The organism is Curtobacterium sp. GC_Cur_3, from assembly GCF_026544205.1.
GTDB lineage: Bacteria > Actinomycetota > Actinomycetes > Actinomycetales > Microbacteriaceae > Curtobacterium.
Genome location: NZ_JALNUI010000026.1, coordinates 34783 through 57884, shown reverse-complemented (window position 1 = coordinate 57884; position 23102 = coordinate 34783). Strand labels below are relative to the sequence as shown.

Sequence of the window (23102 nt, the reverse complement as noted above, 5' to 3'; positions counted from 1 at the left end):
TAGAGAGGCATTCGTTCTTGGTTTGACCACCGATGTCGTCGAACCCTGAGGTACTTGTCGTACCAGCAGGTTCTGTGGCTCATCCCGTAGGAGAGAACCGGTGGAGTAGTCATCCTAGGCGTCGGAGCCGGTTGGCGCAAGGCCAGTTCCGAACTCCTGTGGAGGATGGTCCCGCTTGAGGGCCGACGTGCTCTGGGCTTTCGCTCCAGCCGCTCCGCCGCACCTTTGGGGTGACGAGAGGAAACATTACGGGCGGATCGGCCAGAGCGCCAAGCCAGGCCAGATCCCGGGCGTGTCGCATCGTGCAACACGGGCGCCGGAACGCGACGAAGCCCGGTCCCCACAAGGGAGAACCGGGCTTCGGGCAAGCGGTGGTCAGGCGGTGAGCGTCACGCCGGCGAGGGTCTTCTTGCCTCGGCGGACGACGAGCACTCCCCCGGGCAGAGCGAGGTCGGCCAGCGTCGCGGTCGGGTCGTCGGCTCGGGCGTTGTTCACGTAGACCCCGCCCTGGTCGATCGCGCGTCGGGCTTCCCCGAGGGACTTCACCAGCTCGGTCTCGACGAGGGCCTTCGCCAGGTCGTCACCCGGATCGAGGGACACCGACCCCGGGAGCTCGGCGATCGCGGACCGCAGGGTCTGGGCATCGAGGGCCTCGAGGTCCCCGTTGCCGAACAGCGCCGCCGACGCATCGATCGCCGCCTGGGTCGCATCGACCCCGTGCACGAGCGAGGTGACCTCGAACGCCAGGGTCCGCTGGGCCTCCCGTCGGAAGGGCTCGTCGGCGACCGCCTGCTCGAGCCGTTCGATCTCCGCCCTGGGCAGGAAGGTGAACTCGCTTAGTCGGGCGATGACGTCGGCATCCGCGGTGTTGAGCCAGAACTGGTACAGCGCGTAGGGCGACGTCATCTCGGCGTCGAGCCAGATCGCGTTGCCCTCGCTCTTGCCGAACTTGGTGCCATCGGAGTTCGTGATCAGCGGGGTGCCGAGCGCGTGCACGGTCGCACCCTCGGCACGTCGGATCAGCTCCGTCCCCGACGTCAGATTGCCCCACTGGTCGGAGCCACCGGTCTGCAGCGTGCACCCGTACTGCAGGAAGAGCTCCCGGTAGTCGAGCCCCTGCAGGATCTGGTAGCTGAACTCCGTGTAGCTGATCCCCGCGTCCGAGTTCAGCCGTGCCGCGACGGCGTCCTTCTTCAGCATCGAGTTCACGCGGAAGTACTTGCCGATGTCGCGGAGGAAGTCGATCGCCGACAGCGGCGACGTCCAGTCGAGGTTGTTCACGAGCCGCACGCCGTTGTCACCGTCCGGACTGAGGAACCGAGAGACCTGCTCCTGCAGGCGACTCACCCAGTTCGAGACCGTCTCGCGGGTGTTCAGCGTGCGCTCCGCCGTGGGTCGCGGATCCCCGATCAACCCGGTCGATCCCCCGACGAGCGCGAGTGGTCGGTGCCCCGCGAGCTGCAACCGACGCATGGTCAGGAGCTGCAGGAGGTTGCCGCAGTGGAGGGACGGTGCCGTGGGGTCGAAGCCGCAGTAGTAGGTGATCGGGTCACCGTCGAGGGCCGCTTGCAGGGCGGTCTCGTCGGTCGAGACCTGCACCAGACCGCGCCAGCGCAGTTCGTCCCACACCGAGGCGAAGGTGGGGTCGTTCTGCTGGCGCGTCAGGACGTCGGGAGCGGTATCACTGGACACCGGTCCATCGTAGCGGCGGTCACCGACGCCGTCAGGTCGGCAGGGAACGCAGCCGGGAGGCCCGGCTCGGCCCCGTCAGTCGACCGCGCCCTTGTGCCGTCGGTACGTCGAGACGGTCGGTTCACCGGGCAGCCAGAACCGCCACGGGAAGCTCGCGCCACCGGCGCGGCCGGCGACGCCGGTCCGCGGCCCACGACGGATGCCGGGGTCGGACGCGAGTTCGGCGAGGACCGCAGCGGGACCGTCGGCGGTGATCCGCGCCTCCAGGCCGGGAGCCAGGGCGAGCACGTACGGACCGGAACCGTCGAGGACCGACGTGCCGTCGTCCGTGCCGAGGACCGCACCGAGCGCCGCACCGAGGTTGCCGGGACCCCGAGCGAGCTGGACGTCCGAGACGGTCAGGCCTCGACGCCCCCGGGCCGTGTCGACTCCGTCGACCACCTCGGCACCGCGGAGCAGTGCCCCGGAGGACGTCCCGGTGTCACCGCTGACCACGTTGACGCAGGTGTGGATGCCGTACGAGCGGTAGGCGTACAGCGTCCCCGCGGGCCCGAACAGGTTGCGGTTCCGGTCGGTCATCCCGCGGTGTCCGTGGGATCCGGGATCGGTGGGACCGAAGTAGGCCTCGACCTCGGTGATGCGGAGCGTGACGCCCTTGCCGGACAGCGTGGCACCGAGCAGGGCGGGCGCCGACACCGGGGCCGGCGCCGCGAGGACCGCGAGCGCAGCACGCGTCATCGGGTGAAGGGCGCTCCCGCCGCCAGGTCGCGGACGCGCTGCGTGAGCGTCGCGAGCTGTTCCGCGACACGGTCGGGCGCGGTCCCGCCGACTCCCGAGCGGGAGGCGACACTGCCCTCGATGGTGAGGACGGCGCGGACGTCGGGCGTGAGGTGCTCCGAGACGGCGGCGTACTCCTCGTCGGTCGGGTCGTCGAGTTCGATCCCGCGCTCCTCGCAGTACCGGACGAGCGCGCCCGAGACCTCGTGGGCGTCGCGGAAGGGCACGCCCTGTCGGACGAGCCACTCCGCCACGTCGGTGGCGAGCGAGAAGCCCTGCGGCGCGAGCTCCGCCATCCGGTCGGTGTCGAAGGACAGGGTCGCGACCATGCCGGTGAACGCGGGCAGCAGGACCTCGAGCGTCGAGACGGAGTCGAAGACGGGCTCCTTGTCCTCTTGTAGGTCGCGGTTGTAGGCCAGCGGCAGGCCCTTGAAGGTCGCGAGCAGCCCGGTGAGGTTGCCGAGGAGCCGGCCGGACTTGCCCCGCGCCAGTTCGGCGATGTCGGGGTTCTTCTTCTGCGGCATGATGCTCGACCCGGTGGAGAACGCGTCGTGGAGCCGGACGAAGCCGAACTCCTTCGTGTTCCACAGGATCACCTCTTCGGCCAGGCGCGAGACGTCGATGCCGATCTGCGCGAGGACGTAGGCGAACTCGGCGACCGTGTCCCGGGCAGCGGTGGCGTCGATCGAGTTCTCCGCGGGACGGTCGAAGCCGAGCTCGAGGGCGATCGCCGTCGGGTCGAGGCCGAGGGAGCTGCCCGCGAGTGCCCCGGCGCCGTACGGGCTCACGCTGGCGCGGCCGGACCAGTCGCGGAGACGTTCGAGGTCACGCACCAGCGGCCACGCGTGCGCGAGGAGGTGGTGCGCGAGGAGGACCGGCTGCGCGTGCTGCAGGTGCGTGCGGCCCGGCATGATCGCGCCCTGGTGCTCGCTGGCCTGCTGGCTGATCGCGTCGACGAGGTCGATCACCATCCGGCCGATCCGTCGCCCGTGGTCGAGCATGTGCATGCGCCCGAGCGTGGCGATCTGGTCGTTGCGGCTGCGACCGGCACGGAGCTTGCCGCCGAGGACCGGGCCGAGGTCCGCGATGAGCAGGCGTTCGAGGGCGCCGTGGACGTCCTCGTCCGAGTCGTCCGGCTGCAGGGAGCCGTCGGCGTGGGCGGCGTCGAGGCGGTCCAGCCCGGCGGTCATCGCCTCGAGCTCGTCCGCGGTCAGGTACCCCGCGGTGTGCAGGGCCCTGGCGTGCGCCCGGGAGCCGGCGAGGTCGTAGGGCGCGAGCTGCCAGTCGAAGTGCGTCGACTTGGACAGAGCGGCCAGTTCGGCGCTCGGCCCGTCCGCGAACCGGGCGCCCCAGAGGGCGCCGGCGTTGGTGCCGTCGGTCTTGGTGTGCTCGGCGTCCGGCCTGGAGGCCCGGGGTGCGTCCGTCATGTCGTCCTGCGTCGTCTCGTGGGTCGGTCTGGCGGAGGCGGGTCGGGCCTCCCGGCGGTCCGGACGGCACGACCGACTGGTCGCGCCGTCCGGAGCGGGTCAGTTCGCCAGGTCGCGGCGGGCGGAGATCTTGGACGGGAGCGACCAGATCTCGATGAAGCCTTTCGACAGCGACTGGTCGAACGTGTCGCCGGTGTCGTAGGTCGCGAGGTCGAAGTCGTACAGCGACTGCTCGCTGCGGCGACCCGTGACCGTCGCGCGGCCGCCGTGCAGCTGCATGCGGATGTCGCCCGAGACGTACTGCTGGGTGTCGTTGATGAAGGCGTCGAGCGAGCGCTTGAGCCCACCGAACCAGAGGCCGTCGTAGACCAGGTCGGCCCACTCGGACTCGACACCGCGCTTGTAGCGGTTCACGTCACGCTCGAGGGTCAGGCTCTCGAGCTCCTCGTGCGCGGCGATGAGCGCCATCGCGGCCGGGGCCTCGTAGACCTCACGCGACTTGATGCCGACGAGACGGTCCTCGACGACGTCGATGCGGCCGACGCCGTGCTTGCCGGCGAGGGCGTTGAGCTCCTGCACGATGCGCAGCACGCTGAAGCGCTGGCCGTCGAGCGCGACCGGGATGCCCTGCTCGAACGTGATCGTGACCTCGTCGGCGTCGCGAGCGATCGCCGGGTCCTGCGTGTAGGCGTAGAGGTCCTCGATCGGGGCGTTCCACGGGTCCTCGAGGAACCCGGTCTCCACCGCGCGACCCCAGACGTTCTGGTCGATCGAGTACGGCGACTTCTTGCTCTGCAGGATGGGCAGGTTGTGCTCCTGCGCGTAGACGATCGCCTTGTCGCGGGTGAGCGCGAGGTCACGGACCGGGGCGACGCTGGTCAGGTCGGGGGCGATCGCGGCCACGGCGGCCTCGAAGCGGACCTGGTCGTTGCCCTTGCCGGTGCAGCCGTGCGCGACGCTGTCGGCGCCGAGCTGCTTGGCGGTCAGGGCCAGGTGCTTCGCGATGAGCGGGCGGCTCAGCGCGGAGACCAGGGGGTAGCGCTTCTGGTAGAGCGCGTTGGCCTTGAGGGCGGGCACGAGGTAGTCGTCGGCGAACTCGTCCTTCGCGTCGATGACGACCGACTCCACCGCGCCGCAGTCGAGCGCGCGCTGCCGGATGGCCTCCATGTCCTCGCCACCCTGGCCGACGTCCACCGCCAGCGCGACGACCTCTTTGCCGGTGGCGTCCTTGAGCCAGCCGATGCCGACGGAGGTGTCGAGTCCTCCGGAGTACGCCAGTACGACGCGGTCTGCCATGTGATGTCTCCTAGGGGTGTTGGGGGGTCAGTTGTTCGCGGCGGTGGCCGCGCTCGCGGTGTTCGCGGCGGTGGCCGCGCTCGCGGTGTTCGCGGCGAGGAGCCAGGCGAGCAGGGCCTTCTGGGCGTGGAGACGGTTCTCCGCCTCGTCCCAGATGATGCTGCGCGGGCCGTCGATCACGTCGGCGGTCACCTCGTAGCCGCGGTCGGCCGGCAGGCAGTGCATGAACACCGCGTCGTCGGCTGCGTGGGCCATCAGTGCGTCGTCGACGCGGTAGCCGTTGAAGGTGTCGAGTCGCTGCTGCTTCTCGTCCTCCTTGCCCATCGACACCCACGTGTCGGTGACGACCACGTCGGCGCCGGCGACCGCGGCGACCGGGTCGGTCACGACGAGCACGGATCCGCCCGTCTCGGCGGCGCGGTGTTCGGCGTCCGTGACCACCTGCGGGGTGGGCGAGAACGCGCTCGGGGAGCCGACGCGGACGTGCATGCCGGCCGTCGCGCAGGCCAGCAGGTACGAGTGCGCCATGTTGCTCGCACCGTCACCGACGAACGCGATGGTCTGGCCGGCGAGGGCGCCGCGGTGCTCCCGGATGGTGAGCAGGTCCGCGAGGAGCTGGCAGGGGTGGAAGTCGTCGGAGAGCGCGTTCACGACGGGCACGGACGTGCTCGCGGCCATCTCCTCGAGCCCGGCCTGGCCGTAGGTGCGCCAGACGATCGCGGACACCATGCGCTCCAGCACCCGGGCGGTGTCGGACGGGGTCTCCTTGCCGCCGAGCTGGCTGTTGGCGGTCGAAATGATGAGCGGGCTGCCGCCGAGGTCGCTGATGCCGACGTGGAAGGACACCCGGGTGCGGGTCGACGACTTGTCGAAGATCACGGCGACGCTCTGCGGGCCGGCGAGGGGCTTGGCGCCCCAGCGGTCGCGCTTCATCTCGACGGCGAGGTCGAGGATCGCGGACTGTTCGGCCTGGGTCAGGTCGTCGTCACGGAGGAAGTGGCGGGTCATGCTGGGGTCTCCTGGTGGGCGCCCTCGACGGATGCCATGCTCTGGGCGAGGATCGCGAGGAACTCGTCGATCTCGGCGTCGGTGACGATGAGCGGCGGCGCGATGCGCAGGCTCGACTCGTTCGGGGCGTTGATGATCAGGCCGCGCTCGAGCGCGGCGGCGGCGATCGCGGCTGCGACGGGCAGGTGCAGCCCGACGCCGATCAGGAGTCCGGTCCCCCGGACCTCTTCCACGAGCGGCGAGCTGAGGGCACTGATGCCACTGCGGATCCGCTCGCCCTTGGTGACGGCGCCCTCGACGAGCCCGGCGGACTCGATCTCGGTCAGCACGGCGTTCGCGACGCGGGTGCCGAGCGGGTTGCCGCCGAAGGTCGAGCCGTGCTGACCCGCGGAGAACAGGTCGGACGCCCACCCGAAGGTCACGAGCGCGCCGATCGGGAAGCCGCCGGCGATGCCCTTGGCGACCGTGATGGCGTCCGGGACGATGCCGTGCTTCTGGAAGGCGAACCACGAACCGGTGCGGCCGACTCCGGTCTGGATCTCGTCGAGGACGAGGAGCGCACCGTGCTGCTCGGTCAGGCGCCGGGCGGCGGCGAGGAAGCCCTCGGGGAGGTCGACCACGCCGGCCTCGCCCTTGATCGGCTCGATGAACAGCGCCGCGACGGTGTCGTCGATGGCGTGCTCGAGTGCCGCGATCGAGGTGTCGATGTGCTCGACGCCCGGGATCATCGGCAGGAAGTCCTCCTGCAGCGCGGGCTTGCCGGTGAGCGCGAGCGACCCCATCGTGCGGCCGTGGAAGGCCTGCTTCAACGCGAGGATGCGGGTCTTCCGGCCGTCGCCACCGCGGTTCAGGCGCGCGAGCTTGAAGGCGGCCTCGTTGGCTTCTGCTCCGGAGTTGCCGAAGTACACGCGGCCGGCGTCACCCGCGCCGGAGATGCGCTTGAGGCGTTCGGCGAGCTCGAGCTGCGGCGGGGTCGCGAAGTAGTTCGAGACGTGCACGAGCTTGGCCGCCTGGTCGCTGATGGCCTCGACCAGGGCCGGGTGGGCGTGGCCGAGGGAGTTCACGGCGATGCCGGCGAGGAAGTCGAGGTACTCGTTGCCGTCCACGTCCCAGACACGGCAGCCCTGACCGCGCTCGAGCATGATCTTCGGCGGCGTCAGGGATCGCATCAGCGACGCCCCGAACCGGTCGTTCCAGGTCTCGGTCTGCGTCTCGGTGCTCACCGTGCGGTTCCCTTCGTCTGCGTGATGTCGTGCGTCACTGCCGGACCGCGTCGGCCGATCTCGGCGTGCGTGTTCTGGTTCTCGGTGCGCCTGCTCGGGTCCGGGATGACCTCGGTGCCCGCGCCGCGCAGGGTGAAGACCTCGAGCAGGATCGAGTGCGGGATGCGGCCGTCGATGATCGTCGCGCCACCGACCCCGCCGACCACGGCGTCGAGGCACGCGGTCATCTTCGGGATCATCCCGGACTCGAGCGACGGCAGGAGCTCGCGGAGTTCCTCGACCGCGATGAGGTCGATGAGCGAGTCGCGGTCGGGCCAGTTGCGGTACAGCCCGGGGACGTCGGTCAGCATCAGCAGCTTCGACGCGCCCAGGGCGATCGCGAGTGCGGCTGCCGCGGCGTCGGCGTTCACGTTCAGCGCCTGGTCGTGGTCGGCGTCGTCGATCGCGATGCTCGACACGACCGGGATCTGGTTCGCCCGGATGGCCGCGAGGACGCCGGACGGGTCGACGTGCGTGATGTCACCGACGTGGCCGAGGTCGAAGTGTTCGCCGTCGACGACCACGCCCTTCTGCTCGCCGGTGAACAGCGAGCCGCCGTCACCGAACACGCCGACACCGATGCCGTCGCCGTGCTCGTTCATCAGGTCGACGATCTCGCGGTTGACCTCGCCCGCCAGGACGTCGCGGACGACGGTGATCGCCTCGGTCGTGGTGACGCGGTAGCCGCCGCGGAACTCGGACTCGATGCCCTGTTCCTTGAGCGCGGCGGAGATCTGCGGGCCGCCGCCGTGCACCACGACGGGATGCAGGCCCGCGTAGCGGAGGTAGACCATGTCCTCGGCGAAGGCGCGCTTGAGGTCGTCGTTCACCATGGCGTTGCCGCCGAACTTGACGACGACGATCTTGCCGGAGAAGCGCTTCAGCCAGGGCAGGGACTCGATGAGCGTCGCGGCCTTGACGGCGGCGAGCTCGTGCTCGTGCTGCTTGCTGCGTGTGTCGTCGGCCATCAGCTGGAGTACGCGCTGTTCTCGTGGACGTAGTCGTGCGTCAGGTCGTTCGTCAGGATGGTCGCCGAGTACGGCCCCACCCCGAGGTCGATGAGCACGTCGGTGTCGCGCGGGGTGAGGTCGACCTCGTCGATCGGACGGTCGGGCGCACCCGCGTGGCACACCCGCACGCCGTTCATCGAGACGTCCACCGCGTAGGGGTCGAACTCGGCGTCGGTCGTGCCGATCGCCGCCAGCACCCGGCCCCAGTTGGGGTCGTTGCCGAACACGGCCGCCTTGAACAGGTTGTTCCGGGCGACGCTGCGGCCGACCGTGACGGCATCGTCCTCGGTCGCGGCGTTCACGACGTGGATCGCGATGTCGTGGCTGGCTCCCTCGGCGTCCTGCTGGAGCTGGCGGGCCAGGTCGGCGCAGACGACGGTGAGGGCCTCCTGGAAGTCGCCGACCTCTGGCGTCACGCCGGACGCGCCGGAGGACATCAGCACCACGGTGTCGTTCGTCGACATGCAGCCGTCGGAGTCGACGCGGTCGAACGTGACCCGGGTGGCTGCCCGGAGGGCCTGGTCGAGCTCGTCGGAGGTGAGGAGCGCGTCGGTCGTGATCACGACGAGCATCGTCGCGAGCCCCGGCGCGAGCATGCCGGCGCCCTTGGCCATGCCGCCGACGGTCCAGCCGTCCTCGGTCACCACCGACTGCTTGGCCCGGGTGTCCGTCGTCATGATCGCGGCGGCCGCGTCCGGGCCGCCGGTCTCGGACAGCGCGTCGGTGGTGAGTGCGACGCCGTGCAGGACGTGGTCGCGGAACGTCTGGTCACCGCGGCCGATGAGACCGGTGGAACAGACGACGACGTCACCGGCACCGATGCCGAGCGCGTCACCCACGGCCTCGGCCGTCAAGTGGGTCGTCTGGAACCCGAACGCCCCGGTGAAGCAGTTCGCGCCGCCGGAGTTCAGGAAGACCGCCCGTGCCACACCGTCGCCGACGACCTGGCGCGACCAGATGACGGGGTGCGCCTGGGCGCGGTTGCTGGTGAAGACGGCGGCGACCGCGGACTCGGGGCCGTCGTTCACGACGAGGGCAACGTCGGGCGTGCCGCTCGCCTTCAGCCCGGCGGTGGCGCCGGCGGCACGGAAGCCCGCTGCCGCGGTGACGCCCTGGCCGTTGGTCGGGGCCTGGAGGCTCGGTGCGGCCTGGTCCTGCTGGTTCGCTTCGGTCACGGTGCGACTCCGTCCACGCTGAGGCCGAGGGTCTCCGGCAGTCCGAGTGCGATGTTCGCCGACTGGACGGCTGCACCGCCGGTGCCCTTGGCGAGGTTGTCGAGCGCCGTCACCGCGACGACGCGTCCGGCCGCTTCGTCGACCGTCACGCCGATGAGCGCCGTGTTCGCGCCGATGGTGTCCGCGACCCGGGGGAACTGGCCCTCTGGCAGCAGGTGCACGAAGGGCTCGTCCGCGTAGGCCTGTTCCCAGGCGAGGCGGACGTCCCGCGCGCTGACGCCGGGCGCGAGCTTGGCGGTGGTGGTCGCGAGGATGCCGCGCGACATCGGCACGAGGACCGGGGTGAAGGAGATCGAGACGTCTGAAGCCCCCGCGACTCGCAGGTTCTGCTGGATCTCCGGGACGTGCCGGTGCTTCCCGCCGACGGCGTACGCGCTGGCGGAGCCCATGATCTCGGCTGCGAGGTAGGTCGGCTCGAGCTTCTTGCCGGCACCGGACGGCCCGACGCTGAGCACCGCGACGATGTCGTCGCCGTGCACGAGCCCGGCCTGGATGCCCGGCTGGATGCCGAGCGTGATCGCCGTCACGTTGCACCCGGGGACCGCGATGCGCTTGGTCGACGCGAGTTCGGTCCGCTGCCGGCTCTGCGCGACGATGTCGTCGACGTCGCGCCACTCGTCCGCCGAACCCGGGGTCGGTGCCGCGTGCAGGAGCTCGGGCAGCCCGTAGGTCCACGCCCCGTGGTACTCGCCACCGTAGAAGGTGTCCCACGCTGCCGGGTCCGTCAGCCGGTGGTCGGCGCCGCAGTCCACCACGAGGGTGTCGTCGTCGAGTTCGGCCGTGATGGCTCCGGACTGTCCGTGCGGCAGCGCGAGGAAGACGACGTCGTGCCCACGGAGCGTGTCCGCCGTCGTCTCGACCAGGGTCAGGTGCGACAGCGACCGGAGGTGCGGCTGCGTCGCGACGAGCGGCTGCCCGGCGTTCGAGAACGCGGTGACCGTCCTGACGTCGAACTCGGGATGGGCGGAGAGGATGCGCAGCAGCTCACCACCCGCGTAGCCACTGGCTCCCGCCACGGCGACGGATACGGACATGGGATTCCACCTTCGGTCGGACTGTTCGTCGAGGATCTGAGGCGGCGGCCCCGGGCGGTGCTGGTCCCAGTGGGATCAGTCGCGCAGGGTCGCCCCGAATCGCTCGCCGGCACGTCGGACGGCGCCGTCACGGGCCACGGAGGCCTCGGCAGCGGTCAGGGTGCGGTCCGTGGCGCGGAAGCGCAGCGCGAACGTCAGGGACTTCTGTCCCTCGTCCACGCCGGAGCCCCGGTAGTCATCCACGAGGCGAGCATACTCCAACAGCTCTCCGGCGCCAGCGCGGACGACCTCGAGCACATCGCCCGCGGGGACGTCGACGCCGACCACGAGTGAGAGGTCCTGGGTCGCCGCCGGGTAGGACACGATCGGCGCCACGTGCACGGCGTCCGGGACCGCGGCGACCACCGCGTCGAGGTCGATCTCCACGACGGCGACGACCCGGGGCAGGTCCGCGGCGGCCGTCAGCTCGGGCAGCAGTTCACCCGCGACGCCGACCACGGTGTCGCCGACCAGCAGCGACGCGGCGCGGCCGGGGTGGAGCGACGGGTGGGTGGTCTGCGCGACGGTGAGGTCGACCCCGGCGGCCCAGGCCACGGTGCGGGCGACGTCGAGCGCGTCCGCGATGCCGAACGGCTGCGGGAGGACGCCCGGCTGCTTGACGAGGCGGTTGCCCGTCAGGAGCGCCGACACGTGGAACGGCTGCGCCGGCAGGGCTGCGTCGAGCGCGAGGAGCGTCTCGGCGCCGGGGTGCTCGGCGCCGACCGGGACCTCGGTGGTGCCGAGTTCGGCGTCGGTCTCGGGGAGGAAGACCCGCGAGGTCTCGTAGACGGCCAGGTCGACCAGGCCACGGGAGACGTTGCGGCGGGCGACGTCGACGAGCGCGGGCAGCCCACTGCGACGGAGCAGGTCCTGTGCGCTGTCCAGGGCGTTCGCGAGCACGACGCTCGGGCCGCCCTCGGCGTCGATCCCCGGGTACGCCGCAGCGGTCGCCGGCGACACGAACGGCGCGGTGACGACCTCGGTCAGGCCGTCGGCCGCGAGTGCTGCTGCCACGCGGCGGAGTGCCCGCTGGTGCGCGGTGAGGCCCCGTCCGGGCGGAGCGACGGGCAGGACACTCGGGATGCGGTCGTAGCCGACGATGCGGGCCACTTCCTCGACCAGGGTGGTGTCGTCGATCAGGTCCGGGCGCCAGGTGGGCGGCGTGACCGCGAGCTGCTCGCCGTCGACGTCCACGGACGCACCGAGGGCGCGCAGGGTGTCGATGACCTCGGCTTCGGAGTACTCGACGCCGATCAGCTCGGACGGTCGGGACAGGCGCATGGTCACGACGGGCCGCGGGGTGGTGTCAACCAGCGTCGACCCGAGGGTGTCCGCCGTGCCACCGGCCAGCTCGACGAGGAGCTCCACCGCGCGGTTGGCGGCGGCCTCGGCCACGAGGGGGTCCACGCCACGCTCGAAGCGACGGGAGGCCTCGCTCGGGAGCTTGTGGCGACGGGCGGTCCGGGCGATGGAGACCTGGTCGAAGCCGGCGGCCTCGATCAGGACGTCCGAGGTGCTCGGGGTGATCTCGGTGCGGGCGCCGCCCATCACGCCGGCGAGACCCACGGGGCCGTCGTCGTCGGTGATGACGAGGTCCTCGGGGTGGAGCTTCCGGGTGACGTCGTCGAGCGTCGTGAGGGTCTCCCCCAGTGCCGCACGACGGACGCCGAGTCCGCCCCGCACCGTGCCGAGGTCGTAGCCGTGCAGGGGCTGCCCGAGCTCGAACATGACGTAGTTCGTGATGTCGACCGGCAGCGAGATCGAGCGGACGCCCACGAGCGACAGGCGGGACACCATCCAGGCCGGTGTCGGGCGGGAGGCGTCGATGCCGCGGACGACCCGCGTGACGAAGGTGGACGAGCCGACCCGACCGCGGATCGGGGCCCGGTCGTCGATGGTGACGGAGAACCCGTCACCGGACCGGGGAGCGACGCGGTCGACCGGGTCGTGGAACGAGGCACCGGTGGCGTGGGAGTACTCGCGGGCGACGCCGCGCATGCTCAGCGCGTAGCCGCGGTCCGGGGTGACGTTGATCTCCACCGCGGCGTCGTCGAGGCCGAGGAGCGCGATGGCGTCCTGGCCGACGGTGGGCTCCATGCCGAGGTCGGCGAAGCGGAGGATGCCGTCGTGCTCGTCCCCGAGTCCGAGCTCCCGCGCCGAGGCGATCATGCCGTCCGACACGTGGCCGTAGGTCTTGCGCGCGGCGATCGGGAACGGTCCGGGCAGCACGGCACCGGGCAGCGTCACCACGACGAGGTCGCCGACGTCGAAGTTGTGCGCACCGCAGACGATGCCGCGGGGCTCGGCCTCGCCGACGTCCACCTGGCACCAGTTGATCGTCTTGCCGTTCTTCTGTGGCTCCGGGACGCGCTCGAGCACTCGACCGACCACGACGGGACCGGTCAGGTCGTTGGCGTGGACCGCTTCTTCCTCGAAGCCGACCGACACGAGCGCCGCGTGGACGTGCTCGAGGGTGACGTCGTCGGGCAGGTCGACCGACTCACCGAGCCAGCGGAGTGGGACGCGCATCAGACCACCGTTCCGAACTGCTGCGAGAAGCGGATGTCGCCCTCGAGGAAGTCACGCATGTCGTTCAGGCCGTTGCGGAACTGGAGCGTCCGCTCGATGCCCATGCCGAAGGCGAAGCCCTGGTACTCGTCGGGGTCGATGCCGGCCGACCGCAGGACGTTCTGGTTGACCATGCCGCACCCGCCCCACTCGACCCAGCGCGCGCCGCCCTTGGCGTTCGGCTGCCAGACGTCCATCTCTGCGGAGGGCTCGGTGAACGGGAAGTAGTTCGGGCGCAGCCGGATCTGGGCTTCGTCGCCGAACATCTGCCGCGCGAAGTGATCCAGCGTCCCGCGCAGGTGCGCCATCGTCAGGCCCTTGTCGATCGCGATGCCCTCGACCTGGGTGAAGACCGGCAGGTGCGTGGCGTCGAGCTCGTCGGCGCGGTAGACCCGGCCGGGCGCGATGACGTAGAGGGGCAGCTCCCGCGACAGCAGCGACCGGATCTGGACCGGCGACGTGTGCGTGCGCATGACCAGGTGCCGCTCGACCGGCTCGACGAAGACGGTGTCCGCCATCGCCCGCGCGGGGTGGTCCTGGTCGAAGTTCAGCGCGTCGAAGTTGAACCACTCGTGCTCGAGCTCGGGGCCCTCCGCCACTTCCCACCCCATGCCGACGAAGATGTCGGCCACGGTCTCGTTCAGCAGCGAGAGCGGGTGCCGGGAGCCCGGGGTGCGGGTGGACGGCAGCGCGGTGACGTCGACACGCTCCGCGTCGAGGCGTGCGCGCTCCTCGGCCTCGGCGAGCACGGACTCCTGCTCAGCGACCGCACCGTTGACCCGACCGCGGGCCTGGCCGACGAGCTTGCCCGCCTGGGCCTTCTGCTCCGGCGGCACACTGCGCATCGACGCGTTCATGCGTGCGAGCGTCGACTGCTCGCCCGTGTGCTCCGCCCTGGCCTGCTTGAGCTCGGCGACCGTCGTGGCGGCACGGACTGCGGCGAGGGCCGCGTCGACCGCGTCGGCGACGGCCGATTCGCTGATCTCGAGAGGTTCTGACACAGCACCAGAGCCTACCGGCCCCTGGGATACCGCCGTTCTGTACCGAACGGACTGTGGAAGGCGACCGGGCAAGCGCCACCTGGGGAGGAGTCAGACGGACCGCTGCGCGAAAGCCGACTCGTAGAGGCACACCGAGGCTGCGGTCGCCAGGTTCATCGACTCCGCGCGGCCGTAGATCGGCACCTTCACCGCACGGTCGACCATCGCGAGGTCCTCGGACGTGAGCCCGCGGGCCTCGTTCCCGAAGACCCACACGGTCGGGCCGTCGAGCAGGCCCTCAGCGCGGACGTCGGGCAGGTCGTCACCGGACACGTCCGCCGCGAGCACCGTGTACCCGAGTGACTTCGCGCGCTCGATCGTGTCCGCCAGTCCGACGCCGACCGACACCGGGACGTGGAACAGCGAACCCGTGGTCGACCGGACGACCTTGGGGTTGTACGGGTCGACGCTGCGCCCGGTCAGGACCACCGCGTCGGCGCCGGCCGAGTCGGCGGCGCGGATGATCGTGCCGGCGTTGCCCGGGTCGCGGACCTCCTCGAGGATCGCGACCAGTCCCGGGAGCCCACCCTCCGAGGCGGACGCGTCGGGGGCCTCCTGGCTGGCGCGGTCGGGGAAGACCTGCCGCACCGACGTCGGGAACTGCTCGCAGACCGCGACGACGCCCTGCGGCGTGACCGTGTCGGCCATCGCGTCGAGGACCTGCTCCGTCACGAACCAGGTGTCGACCTGCGTGCCGGCGAGGCCGTAGCGCTCGGCGGCGGTCGGCGTCACGTAGAGCTCGCGGAGGAGCTCCGGCCGGTACTCGAGGGCCTCGCGGACGGCCTGGGGGCCCTCCAGCAGGAACAGCCCCGTCTCGGCGCGCACGTCCTTCTTCGTCAGCGCGGCGACGGCCTTGACGCGTCCGGCACGGGGGTTCTCCAGGAGATCAGTCACGGACACAGTCTCGCAGGCACCCGGTCCGCCAAATGCACGACGCCCCCGTTCCGCGGACGGAACGGGGGCGTCGTCGGCCCTCACGGGCACGGGAGCTGCTGATGCAGTGCTGCTGACGCAGTGCTGCTGACTACGCTGCGGCCTTGGGAGCCGAGGTGTCGGCCGGGAGGGCCTTCTTGGCCGACTCGACGAGCGCGGCGAAGGTGTCCGGGTTGTTCACGGCGAGGTCCGCGAGGATGCGACGGTCGACCTCGATGCCGGCCAGGGCGAGGCCCTGGATGAGGCGGTTGTAGGTCAGGCCGTTCGCACGGGAGGCAGCGTTGATGCGCTGGATCCAGAGGCGACGGAACTCGCCCTTCTTCGCGTGACGGTCACGGTACGCGTAGACGAGGGAGTGGGTGACCTGCTCCTTGGCCTTGCGGTACAGGCGCGAACGCTGGCCGCGGTAGCCCTCGGCGCGTTCGAGGATGACGCGGCGCTTCTTGGCGGCGTTGACCGCTCTCTTGACTCTTGCCATTGGTCTGTTCCTTTACGATCCGGGACGGCTCAGTGGCCGAGGAGCTTCTTGACGTTCTTGGCGTCGGCCTTCGAGAGGACCTGGTCCTCGTTCAGGCGCGCCTTGCGCTTGGAGGACTTGACCTCGAGGTTGTGACGCATACCGGCCTGCTGCTTCATGATCTTGCCGGTACCGGTGACCTTGAAGCGCTTCTTCGACCCGGAGTGGGTCTTCTGCTTGGGCATGGTGGTGCCTTTCCGTGGGATGGATGGGGGACCGCGTCGTTGCGGGGTCGGTCTGGGGGGGGGGACCTATTCAGTCGTGGACTCGGCCTGGGCCGTCTCCTGCGACGGAGCCGGGGCTTCGTCGTCCGACTTGGTCTTCGTGGCGTGCTCCGTCGCGCGGCGCTCGGCCTTCTCGGCTGCACGCTTGGCGTTCTGCTCGCCCTTGACGTCGGACTTGTTCTTGAGGGGCGCGATGATCATCGTCATGTTGCGGCCGTCCTGCGTGGGCCGCGACTCGACGACGCCGAACTCGGCGATCTCCTCGGCGAACTTGTGCAGCAGTCGGACACCCTGCTCCGGCCGCGACTGCTCGCGGCCACGGAAGAGGATCATCGCCTTCACCTTGTCGCCACCGAGGAGGAAGCCCTCGGCGCGCTTGCGCTTCGTCTCGTAGTCGTGCACGTCGATCTTCAGGCGGAAGCGGACCTCTTTCAGGTCGGTGTTGACCTGGTTGCGGCGGGCTTCCTTGGCCTTCTGAGCGGCTTCGTACTTGAACTTGCCGTAGTCCATGATCTTGGCCACGGGCGGCTTCGAGTTCGGCGCGACCTCGACCAGATCCAGCTCGGCTTCCTGCGCCAGGCGCAGTGCAACGGCGATGGGGACAACGCCGACCTGCTCGCCCTGGGGTCCGACGAGACGGACTTCGGGGACGCGGATGCGGTCGTTGGTACGGGGATCGGTGATGCGGAGCTCCTTCAATCTGGTGGTGGCCGTCCGGGGCATTCGCCTGGACGACGGCACGAGAGAGGAGATCTGACGCACGGGTACACGACCCGTTCGGCAGCCGCCCGACTCCGGATCAGTGATCCGGACTGCCGGTGCCCGTGCAGTGACTGCATGGACTCCGGTGGAGCGGTGGTGACCCGGTAGCCTGGTGGTTCGTGGCCGCGGGTGGGAGTGACTCCTCTTCGTGATGCGGTCTGCAGGTCCGGTTCGTTCGAGAACACACCGGGCACGCGGACAGCATCTGCCGCGGAGAGTCTAGCAGAGGAGCACCGTGACCGACACCCCGCCCAACGACCTCGCCACCGAGGCCTCCATCGACGACATCGACGCCGCTCGCGACATCGCAGAGGTCCCCGCGGTCGAGCTCATCAACACCGTGGCCGTGCACCTGCTCAGCGCCGCAGCCGTGAAGGTCGGGCTCGCCGACGACCCGCAGCAGCAGACCGACCTGGACGAGGCGCGCAAGCTCATCACCGCCCTGGCCGGCCTGGTCACCGCGGCGGCGACCGAGATCGGCGACCACCACGCCCGTCCGCTGCGCGACGGCCTGCGCTCGGTGCAGCTCGCGTTCCGCGAGGCGTCCGCCATCCCCGACGCACCGGGCGCCGGCCCCGGGGAGAAGTACACCGGTCCCGTCAACTGACGGGGGCGATGCGCACGCCCGACCCGTGGGTGCGATCGCGCGTCGGAGGTCGAAACGCGCGTACAGGGTCGGAAGATCGGACCCGCTACGCGCGTTTCCGCTGTCTGACGCACGCGCGATGGGTCGGAACGTGCGCACGGGACGGACGGGAGGCCCGGTGCCAGCTGGCACCGGGCCTCCCGTCCGTCAGGTGGTCGCGACCAGGGCCCTCAGGACGCGACCAGGCGCTCCACCGCTGCCACGGGGATGCCGACCCAGGTCGGCCGGTTGCGCGCTTCGTAGACCACTTCGTAGACGGCCTTGTCGACCTCGAACGCGTCGAGGACCGCGTGGTGCGCGCTGAGGTCGGCGCCGATCCCGCGCTGGTAGCCGTCGAGGAAGGCGGCGCGGGCCTCGCGGGCCCAGTCGGCCGCGTCCACCGGGTCGTCGTCGTGCGCGAGTGCGCCGGCGACGTAGTCGAAGGACCGGAGCATGCCGGCGACGTCACGCAGGGGCACGTCGGGCAGCGAGCGCTCGTCGAGCGGGCGGAGGGGCTCGCCCTCGAAGTCGAGGAAGACCCAGCCGCGGGGCTCCGGTGCCGAGAGCACCTGGCCGAGGTGCAGGTCGCCGTGGATGCGCTGGAGCGCCGGCCACTCGACCGCTGCTGCGCGTTCGTAGACGGCGCGGACGGCGTCGGCGTGCTCGGCGATCGCGGGGACCTCGGCGGCAGCGGTGTCGAGTCGGCTGCGCATGGTCTCGATGGCCGTGGCGACGCGGTCCGGGCTGGCGGGCACGGTCGGCATCACGCCCGCGAGGGTCACATGGATCTCGGCGAGCGCGGCACCGAGCCGGTCGGCTCCGTCCGCGAACGAGTCGCCACGGCGGGCGTCGTCGAGCGCGACGCGCCAGGCGTCGTCGAGGCCGGGCAGGAACTCCTGGGCGAACGCGAGGTGCCCGCTCGCCATGCCGTCATCGCGGCCGGTGTCCGGCCACTCGCCGTGCAGCGCGCCGAAGACCCGCGGGACCCGGGCGGAACCGGCCGCCGAGAGGGCCTGCTGGGTCGTGACGTCCGGGTTGTCGCCGTGGTGCAGCACGCGGAACACCTTGACGATGACGGTGCCGTTGTCTTCGGTCTCGCAGATGATCGAGGTGTTGGACTGTTCTCCGCGCAGCACGCGGGCGCTCGTGACGCGGCCGATCGGTCGCAGGGACTCCTCACCGGCGTCGATGCGCCCGAGGAGCCAGCGTGCGTAGGCCGGGTCGTGGGGGCCGTCGTACTGCGTGCCCTCCGGGTCGATCCGGGCGGGCTCGAGCTCGGGGACAGGTGCGCTGTGCTCGGTGACGGGCACCTGGTAGAGCACCGCTCCGGTGGCGGCGTCGTCGATGACGAAGCGTGTCGTCACCTGTGCTTCGTCGGTGGTCTCGTCGATCTCGGCGATCGTGCGGAGGTCGGGGACACCACCCTTCGCCGCGTACCAGCGCTGCTGAGCCATCCACTGTGCGACGTCGGTCATGCCTCAGGACGCTACGCGACGGCGGCACCGGCCGTCACAGGTCCTCCACAACGCGTGCCCCGTGCTCCTCTCTCCACAGGCTGCGTCTCCCCCGGTGCCGACCGAGCCGCGCCGGACGACACTGTCGCCATGGACACCCCGAACGCACCCAGCGACACCACCGCCGGAGCACTCGCCGAGCCGCGCCGGTCCTGGCGCATCCCGGACGACCGACGGCTCCCGGCGCTCGAGCCCTACGCCCATGCCGTCGAGCGGACGCCACCGCTCACGGCCCGCGAGACCCTGTGGGACACGGCGGGACGGACCCTGGCGTTCGCGGGCGTCGAGCTTCTTCGGGCGGAGGGTCCCGCGGGCGATGGTGCGGGTCCGGGCGTCGGCGCGGGTCCGGGTGCGGGCGGCGGTGCGGACGGGGACGGGGTAGCCGGTGCGTGGTCGATCGACCGCGGGGACGGGCCGGTGCCGCTGCCGCTGCCGCTGGACGGTGCTGGGCAACCGGGTCCGCCGCGGGACGCCGTCGAGGTGTTCCTACGCGGACAGCCCCTGCAGGTCGTCCGGGTCCGGGACACCTCGACCACGCTCGTGGTCCTGCGCGGCAAGGACGGCCGGGTCCGCGCCGAGGTCGCCGACGTGCGCGTGGACGAGGGCGACCCGGACACGGCACTCCTCCGCAGCGCACGGTGGTGGGCGCTGACGGACGACGGGGACCCGGGCTCCGTCTCCCGAGCGGTCGAGCGAGCGCTCCTCGACGCGGCCGAGGACCCCGGTCGCGGACCGAACGACCCCGTCCCGCGACTGGCGCCGGTCCGTCGTCCGGCGGTCGACACGAGCCGACGACCCCGACGGGGCACGGCGGCGGCGTTCGTGCGCGAGGTCGTGGCGGGCCTCCGCGCTGAGCTCGTCACGATCGACCCACGGGTGCGGGCGGACGAACGGGAGGCCGTCCACGAGCTGCGGAAGGTGCTGCGCCGACTCCGCAGCGTGCTGGCGGTGTTCCGCGGGGCGCTCGACCGGGACGCCACCGAGCAGCTCCGCGGTCGGCTGGCCGAGGTCGGCGGCGTGGCCGGAGCAGCGCGGGACGCCGAGGTGCTCCTCGACCGACTGCTCCGCTCGGCGTCGCGGGCACCGGCGGGCTACGTCGACGCCCGCACGCTCGACCGACTCGGCGCACGGTTCGAGGACCACCGCAGGACGACGGCGGCCGAGCTCTGGCGGGTCATGGGCTCCGCCGTGTGGTTCCAGACGCTCGACGCACTGGACGACCTGGTCGAGACCGCTCCCCCGGGGCCGCACGCCACCGACACCGCCGCCACGTTCGTGACGAAGCGCATCCGGCGGGAGCGACGGCGGGTCCTGGCGCTGCTCGAGGACCCCTTGGCCGGCTCGGGTGCCGGCGACCAGGACCTCGAGGTGCTGCACGGACAGCGGAAGGGAGCGCGCCGCCTGCGGTACGCGCTGCAGGCGGCGGGTGACACGGCGGACCTCGGGAAGCGGCGCCTCGGGCGGTTGCGGCGGGTGCAGGACACGCTCGGGGACGCGCTCGACGCCGCCCACGCTGCCGAGGCACACCGCCGGGCAGCGACGGGGGATGCGCGTGCGGCGTCCGAGTCCGGGGCGTTCGGGATCGGGGTGCTGGCGACGACCGAACGCCTGGTGGTCGAGCGGCAGGTCGCCGAGGGTCGCCGACTGCTCGCCCGGCTCGGTGCCGCTCTGCGAGGATGAGGGTGTGCCGCACTACCTCGAGGACCTCGCCGCCGGACAGACCTTCACGACCCCTGGTCGCACGATCACCGAGGCCGACGTGGTGTCGTTCGCCTCGTGGACGAACGACAACAACCAGGTGCACACGGACGTGGAGTTCGCCGCCCGCACCCGGTACGGCCAGCGGATCGTGCACGGGATGCTCGGCGCCTCGCTCTGCGTGGGGCTCATCGCCAGGACCGGCGTGTTCGAGGGCTCCGCGGTCGCGTTGCTCGGGATCGACCAGTGGCGCTTCACGGCCCCGGTCTTCATCGGCGACACCGTCACCTGTCAGGTCGAGATCCTGTCGACGCGTCTGACCAGCTCGGGCACGACCGGCATCGTCGAACGCCTGGTCACGCTCCGGAACCAGCACGACGAGGTCGTCCAGCAGGGGCGCATGGACGTCATGGTGCTGACCCGCGCCGCCGCGATCGCCTGACGCGGAGCCGATCCGCGTGCGGCCAGGTGCCCGTCAGGACTCGCGGACCGTTTACAACGATGTACCGATGCGTCAGCATGGGTGCATGAGCACGCTCGACGGCACCGTCGCCGCATCCACCAGCGCATCAGCAGGCCTCCCCCTCGCCACCCAGCAGGACGGCTCGTACCCTCGGCCCCAGATGCTCCGCGAGCACTGGGCCGACCTCGACGGGACGTGGTCGTTCCGGAACGACGGCGACGACACCGCCTGGCGATCGGGCTTCCCCGACGCTCGGGACATCACCGTGCCGTTCCCGCCCGAGTCCGTCGCCTCCGGCATCGACGAGCCCGGCTTCCACCCCGTCGTCTGGTACTCGCGGACGATCACCCGCGCCGACCTCGACGCCGCCGGCCTCGGCGACGCCGCACCCCGGCTCGTGCTGCACTTCGGCGCGGTCGACCACCGCGCCCGGGTCTGGATCGACGGTCAGTTCATGGGCGAGCACGAGGGCGGTCACACGCCGTTCGCGTTCGACGTCACCGACGCCCTCGGCACGGACCCCGACGCCGAGCACACCCTGGTCGTCCGCGCCGAGGACGACCCGCACGACCTGACGCAGCCGCGCGGCAAGCAGGACTGGCACGAGGACCCGCACACCATCTGGTACCGCCGCACCACCGGGATCTGGCAGACCGTCTGGCTCGAGGCCGTCCCGACCGCGTCCATCGCGTACCTCCGCTGGACGAACGTCGACCACGCCACGCTCCGGCTCACGGTCCGCTTCGCCGGGGTCCGGGCCGGCCGGGAACGGCTGCGCGTCGAGGCCCGCTGGGACGAGCACGACGAGCACCTCGCGACGATCGAGTCCACCGTCGGCGACACGGCCACCGAGTTCGACGTCCTCGTGCCCCTCACCCGTCAGGCGAACGGGCAGGCCGAGGACGAACTGCACTGGTCGCCGGAGCACCCGCGACTTGTCGACGCCACCGTCGCCCTGCTCTCGAGCACCGGCGAGCCGACCGACACCGTGGCGTCGTACTTCGGCGTCCGCACGGTCGGGATCGACGGCGGCGCGTTCCTGCTCAACGGGCGCAGCCACGACGTCCGCAGCGTCCTCAACCAGGGCTACTGGCCCGACTCCCACCTCGCCGCACCGTCGCGGCAGGCCCTGCGCCGCGAGGTCGAGCTCATCAAGGAGCTCGGCTTCAACGCAGCCCGGAACCACCAGAAGATCGAGGACCCGCGGTTCCTGTACTGGGCGGACCGCCTCGGGCTGCTCGTCTGGGGCGAGGCTCCCGGCGCCTACGAGTTCTCCCCGCGAGCGGTCCAGCGGCTGATGCGGGAGTGGATGGACGCCGTCGAGCGCGACGCCTCGCACCCCTCGATCGTCACCTGGGTCCCCGCGAACGAGAGCTGGGGCGTGCAGCACATCGCCACGGTCCCGGCGCAGCAGGCCTACGCCCGGTCACTCGCCGACGTGACACGAGCGATCGACCCCACCCGTCCGGTCATCTCCAACGACGGGTGGGAGCACCCCGACTCCGACATCATCACCGTCCACGACTACGAGGGCGACGGCACCCGACTCGCGGCCACCTACGCCGACGACGCCGCGCGCACCGAGCTGTTCCACGGCATGGGCCCGGCCGACCGGCGCGTGCTCGTCGGCGGCGCCGAGGACCTCGGCCAGCCGGTCATGCTGACCGAGTTCGGGGGCGTCAACTACCAGCCCGGGTCGAAGCGCGAGGACGCCTGGGGCTACACCTCGGCCACCGACGGCGACGACTGGATCACCCGCATCACCGCGCTCTACGACGCGATCCGCGCCAGCTCGTTCCTCGCCGGGTCCTGCTACACGCAGCTCACGGACACGATGCAGGAGACCAACGGCCTGCTGAACGCCGACCGCACCCCGAAGGTCCCGATCGAGCAGATCCGGCGCGCGGTCACCGGGCACTAGCCAGGAGGCCCGCCCCCAGCGAGCAGGAACGGTCGGGTCCGGCAGACGGACCCGACC

General features: G+C 71.3%; 20 protein-coding genes. 4 read left to right on the top strand and 16 right to left on the bottom strand.

What is annotated here, in order from left to right:
- Positions 1-375: 375 nt before the first annotated feature.
- From tyrS to infC, 15 genes are all read right to left on the bottom strand, one after another.
- Complete coding sequence (gene tyrS, locus OXR63_RS14060) at positions 376-1692, bottom strand: tyrosine--tRNA ligase (RefSeq protein ID WP_267424256.1); 1317 nt, start codon at positions 1690-1692, stop codon at positions 376-378.
- Between the two features lie 75 nt (positions 1693-1767).
- The gene (locus OXR63_RS14055) at positions 1768-2430 is read right to left on the bottom strand and encodes a DNA-3-methyladenine glycosylase (RefSeq protein ID WP_267424254.1); all 663 of its coding nucleotides are present in this window, start codon (positions 2428-2430) and stop codon (positions 1768-1770) included.
- Entirely contained in the window at positions 2427-3896 is a 1470-nt protein-coding gene (argH, locus tag OXR63_RS14050; protein WP_267424252.1) for an argininosuccinate lyase, read from the bottom strand. Before argH ends, OXR63_RS14055 begins: the two co-directional genes overlap by 4 nt.
- Positions 3897-3995: 99 nt before the next feature.
- Positions 3996-5192 (bottom strand): argininosuccinate synthase, encoded by a 1197-nt coding sequence (locus OXR63_RS14045; protein WP_267424250.1) that lies wholly within the window; start codon positions 5190-5192, stop codon positions 3996-3998.
- Positions 5193-5219: 27 nt separating this feature from the next.
- On the bottom strand, positions 5220-6200 hold the full coding sequence (gene argF / locus OXR63_RS14040; protein WP_267424248.1) for an ornithine carbamoyltransferase: 981 nt from the start codon (positions 6198-6200) through the stop codon (positions 5220-5222).
- Positions 6197-7423 carry an acetylornithine transaminase gene (locus tag OXR63_RS14035; protein ID WP_267424246.1) on the bottom strand — a complete coding sequence of 409 codons (1227 nt, stop codon included), beginning with the start codon at positions 7421-7423 and terminating at the stop codon, positions 6197-6199. The genes argF and OXR63_RS14035 overlap by 4 nt, the downstream gene beginning before the upstream one ends.
- Positions 7420-8430, bottom strand: coding sequence for an acetylglutamate kinase (argB, locus tag OXR63_RS14030; protein WP_267424244.1), 1011 nt, complete (start codon positions 8428-8430; stop codon positions 7420-7422). The genes OXR63_RS14035 and argB overlap by 4 nt, the downstream gene beginning before the upstream one ends.
- Complete coding sequence (gene argJ, locus OXR63_RS14025) at positions 8430-9536, bottom strand: bifunctional glutamate N-acetyltransferase/amino-acid acetyltransferase ArgJ (protein WP_374116139.1); 1107 nt, start codon at positions 9534-9536, stop codon at positions 8430-8432. The genes argB and argJ overlap by 1 nt, the downstream gene beginning before the upstream one ends.
- A 107-nt stretch (positions 9537-9643) precedes the next feature.
- The gene (locus tag OXR63_RS14020; RefSeq protein ID WP_267424240.1) at positions 9644-10741 is read right to left on the bottom strand and encodes an N-acetyl-gamma-glutamyl-phosphate reductase; all 1098 of its coding nucleotides are present in this window, start codon (positions 10739-10741) and stop codon (positions 9644-9646) included.
- A 75-nt stretch (positions 10742-10816) separates the two neighbouring features.
- Positions 10817-13309, bottom strand: coding sequence for a phenylalanine--tRNA ligase subunit beta (gene pheT, locus OXR63_RS14015; protein ID WP_267424238.1), 2493 nt, complete (start codon positions 13307-13309; stop codon positions 10817-10819).
- Positions 13309-14349, bottom strand: a complete 1041-nt coding sequence (gene pheS / locus OXR63_RS14010) for a phenylalanine--tRNA ligase subunit alpha (RefSeq protein ID WP_267424236.1) — start codon at positions 14347-14349, stop codon at positions 13309-13311. The genes pheT and pheS overlap by 1 nt, the downstream gene beginning before the upstream one ends.
- 90 nt (positions 14350-14439) lie before the next feature.
- Positions 14440-15282, bottom strand: coding sequence for a TrmH family RNA methyltransferase (locus tag OXR63_RS14005; protein WP_267424234.1), 843 nt, complete (start codon positions 15280-15282; stop codon positions 14440-14442).
- 130 nt (positions 15283-15412) lie between these two features.
- Complete coding sequence (gene rplT / locus OXR63_RS14000; protein WP_071273119.1) at positions 15413-15799, bottom strand: 50S ribosomal protein L20; 387 nt, start codon at positions 15797-15799, stop codon at positions 15413-15415.
- Between the two features lie 29 nt (positions 15800-15828).
- Positions 15829-16023: a 50S ribosomal protein L35 gene (gene rpmI, locus OXR63_RS13995; protein ID WP_071273122.1), complete on the bottom strand. Its 195-nt coding sequence runs from the start codon at positions 16021-16023 to the stop codon at positions 15829-15831.
- A 66-nt stretch (positions 16024-16089) separates the two neighbouring features.
- Positions 16090-16785 carry a translation initiation factor IF-3 gene (gene infC, locus OXR63_RS13990; RefSeq protein WP_267424227.1) on the bottom strand — a complete coding sequence of 232 codons (696 nt, stop codon included), beginning with the start codon at positions 16783-16785 and terminating at the stop codon, positions 16090-16092.
- 274 nt (positions 16786-17059) lie between these two features.
- Here infC and OXR63_RS13985 point away from each other — a divergent pair, with 274 nt between their 5' ends.
- Entirely contained in the window at positions 17060-17431 is a 372-nt protein-coding gene (locus OXR63_RS13985) for a DUF1844 domain-containing protein (RefSeq protein ID WP_194663307.1), read from the top strand.
- A 209-nt stretch (positions 17432-17640) separates the two neighbouring features.
- Here the strand turns inward: OXR63_RS13985 and OXR63_RS13980 are convergent, their stop codons facing one another.
- Entirely contained in the window at positions 17641-18924 is a 1284-nt protein-coding gene (locus tag OXR63_RS13980; RefSeq protein WP_267424225.1) for a maltokinase N-terminal cap-like domain-containing protein, read from the bottom strand.
- 129 nt (positions 18925-19053) lie between these two features.
- Here OXR63_RS13980 and OXR63_RS13975 point away from each other — a divergent pair, with 129 nt between their 5' ends.
- From OXR63_RS13975 to OXR63_RS13965, 3 genes are all read left to right on the top strand, one after another.
- Positions 19054-20643, top strand: coding sequence for a CHAD domain-containing protein (locus OXR63_RS13975; protein ID WP_267424223.1), 1590 nt, complete (start codon positions 19054-19056; stop codon positions 20641-20643).
- Between the two features lie 4 nt (positions 20644-20647).
- Positions 20648-21103, top strand: coding sequence for a MaoC/PaaZ C-terminal domain-containing protein (locus OXR63_RS13970; protein WP_267424221.1), 456 nt, complete (start codon positions 20648-20650; stop codon positions 21101-21103).
- Between the two features lie 85 nt (positions 21104-21188).
- Positions 21189-23045, top strand: coding sequence for a glycoside hydrolase family 2 protein (locus OXR63_RS13965; protein ID WP_267424219.1), 1857 nt, complete (start codon positions 21189-21191; stop codon positions 23043-23045).
- The last annotated feature ends 57 nt before the right edge of the window (positions 23046-23102 follow it).

Bases quoted from the DNA above. Each gene is read 5' to 3' on its own strand.
- OXR63_RS14055 (WP_267424254.1), bottom strand. From the start codon at position 2,430: ATGACGCGTGCTGCGCTCGCGGTCCTCGCGGCGCCGGCCCCGGTGTCG.
- argH (WP_267424252.1), bottom strand. From the start codon at position 3,896: ATGACGGACGCACCCCGGGCCTCCAGGCCGGACGCCGAGCACACCAAG.
- OXR63_RS14045 (WP_267424250.1), bottom strand. From the start codon at position 5,192: ATGGCAGACCGCGTCGTACTGGCGTACTCCGGAGGACTCGACACCTCC.
- argF (WP_267424248.1), bottom strand. From the start codon at position 6,200: ATGACCCGCCACTTCCTCCGTGACGACGACCTGACCCAGGCCGAACAG.
- argB (WP_267424244.1), bottom strand. From the start codon at position 8,430: ATGGCCGACGACACACGCAGCAAGCAGCACGAGCACGAGCTCGCCGCC.
- OXR63_RS14020 (WP_267424240.1), bottom strand. From the start codon at position 10,741: ATGTCCGTATCCGTCGCCGTGGCGGGAGCCAGTGGCTACGCGGGTGGT.
- pheT (WP_267424238.1), bottom strand. From the start codon at position 13,309: ATGCGCGTCCCACTCCGCTGGCTCGGTGAGTCGGTCGACCTGCCCGAC.
- rplT (WP_071273119.1), bottom strand. From the start codon at position 15,799: ATGGCAAGAGTCAAGAGAGCGGTCAACGCCGCCAAGAAGCGCCGCGTC.
- rpmI (WP_071273122.1), bottom strand. From the start codon at position 16,023: ATGCCCAAGCAGAAGACCCACTCCGGGTCGAAGAAGCGCTTCAAGGTC.
- infC (WP_267424227.1), bottom strand. From the start codon at position 16,785: ATGCCCCGGACGGCCACCACCAGATTGAAGGAGCTCCGCATCACCGAT.
- OXR63_RS13980 (WP_267424225.1), bottom strand. From the start codon at position 18,924: ATGACCGACGTCGCACAGTGGATGGCTCAGCAGCGCTGGTACGCGGCG.
- OXR63_RS13975 (WP_267424223.1), top strand. From the start codon at position 19,054: ATGGACACCCCGAACGCACCCAGCGACACCACCGCCGGAGCACTCGCC.
- OXR63_RS13965 (WP_267424219.1), top strand. From the start codon at position 21,189: ATGAGCACGCTCGACGGCACCGTCGCCGCATCCACCAGCGCATCAGCA.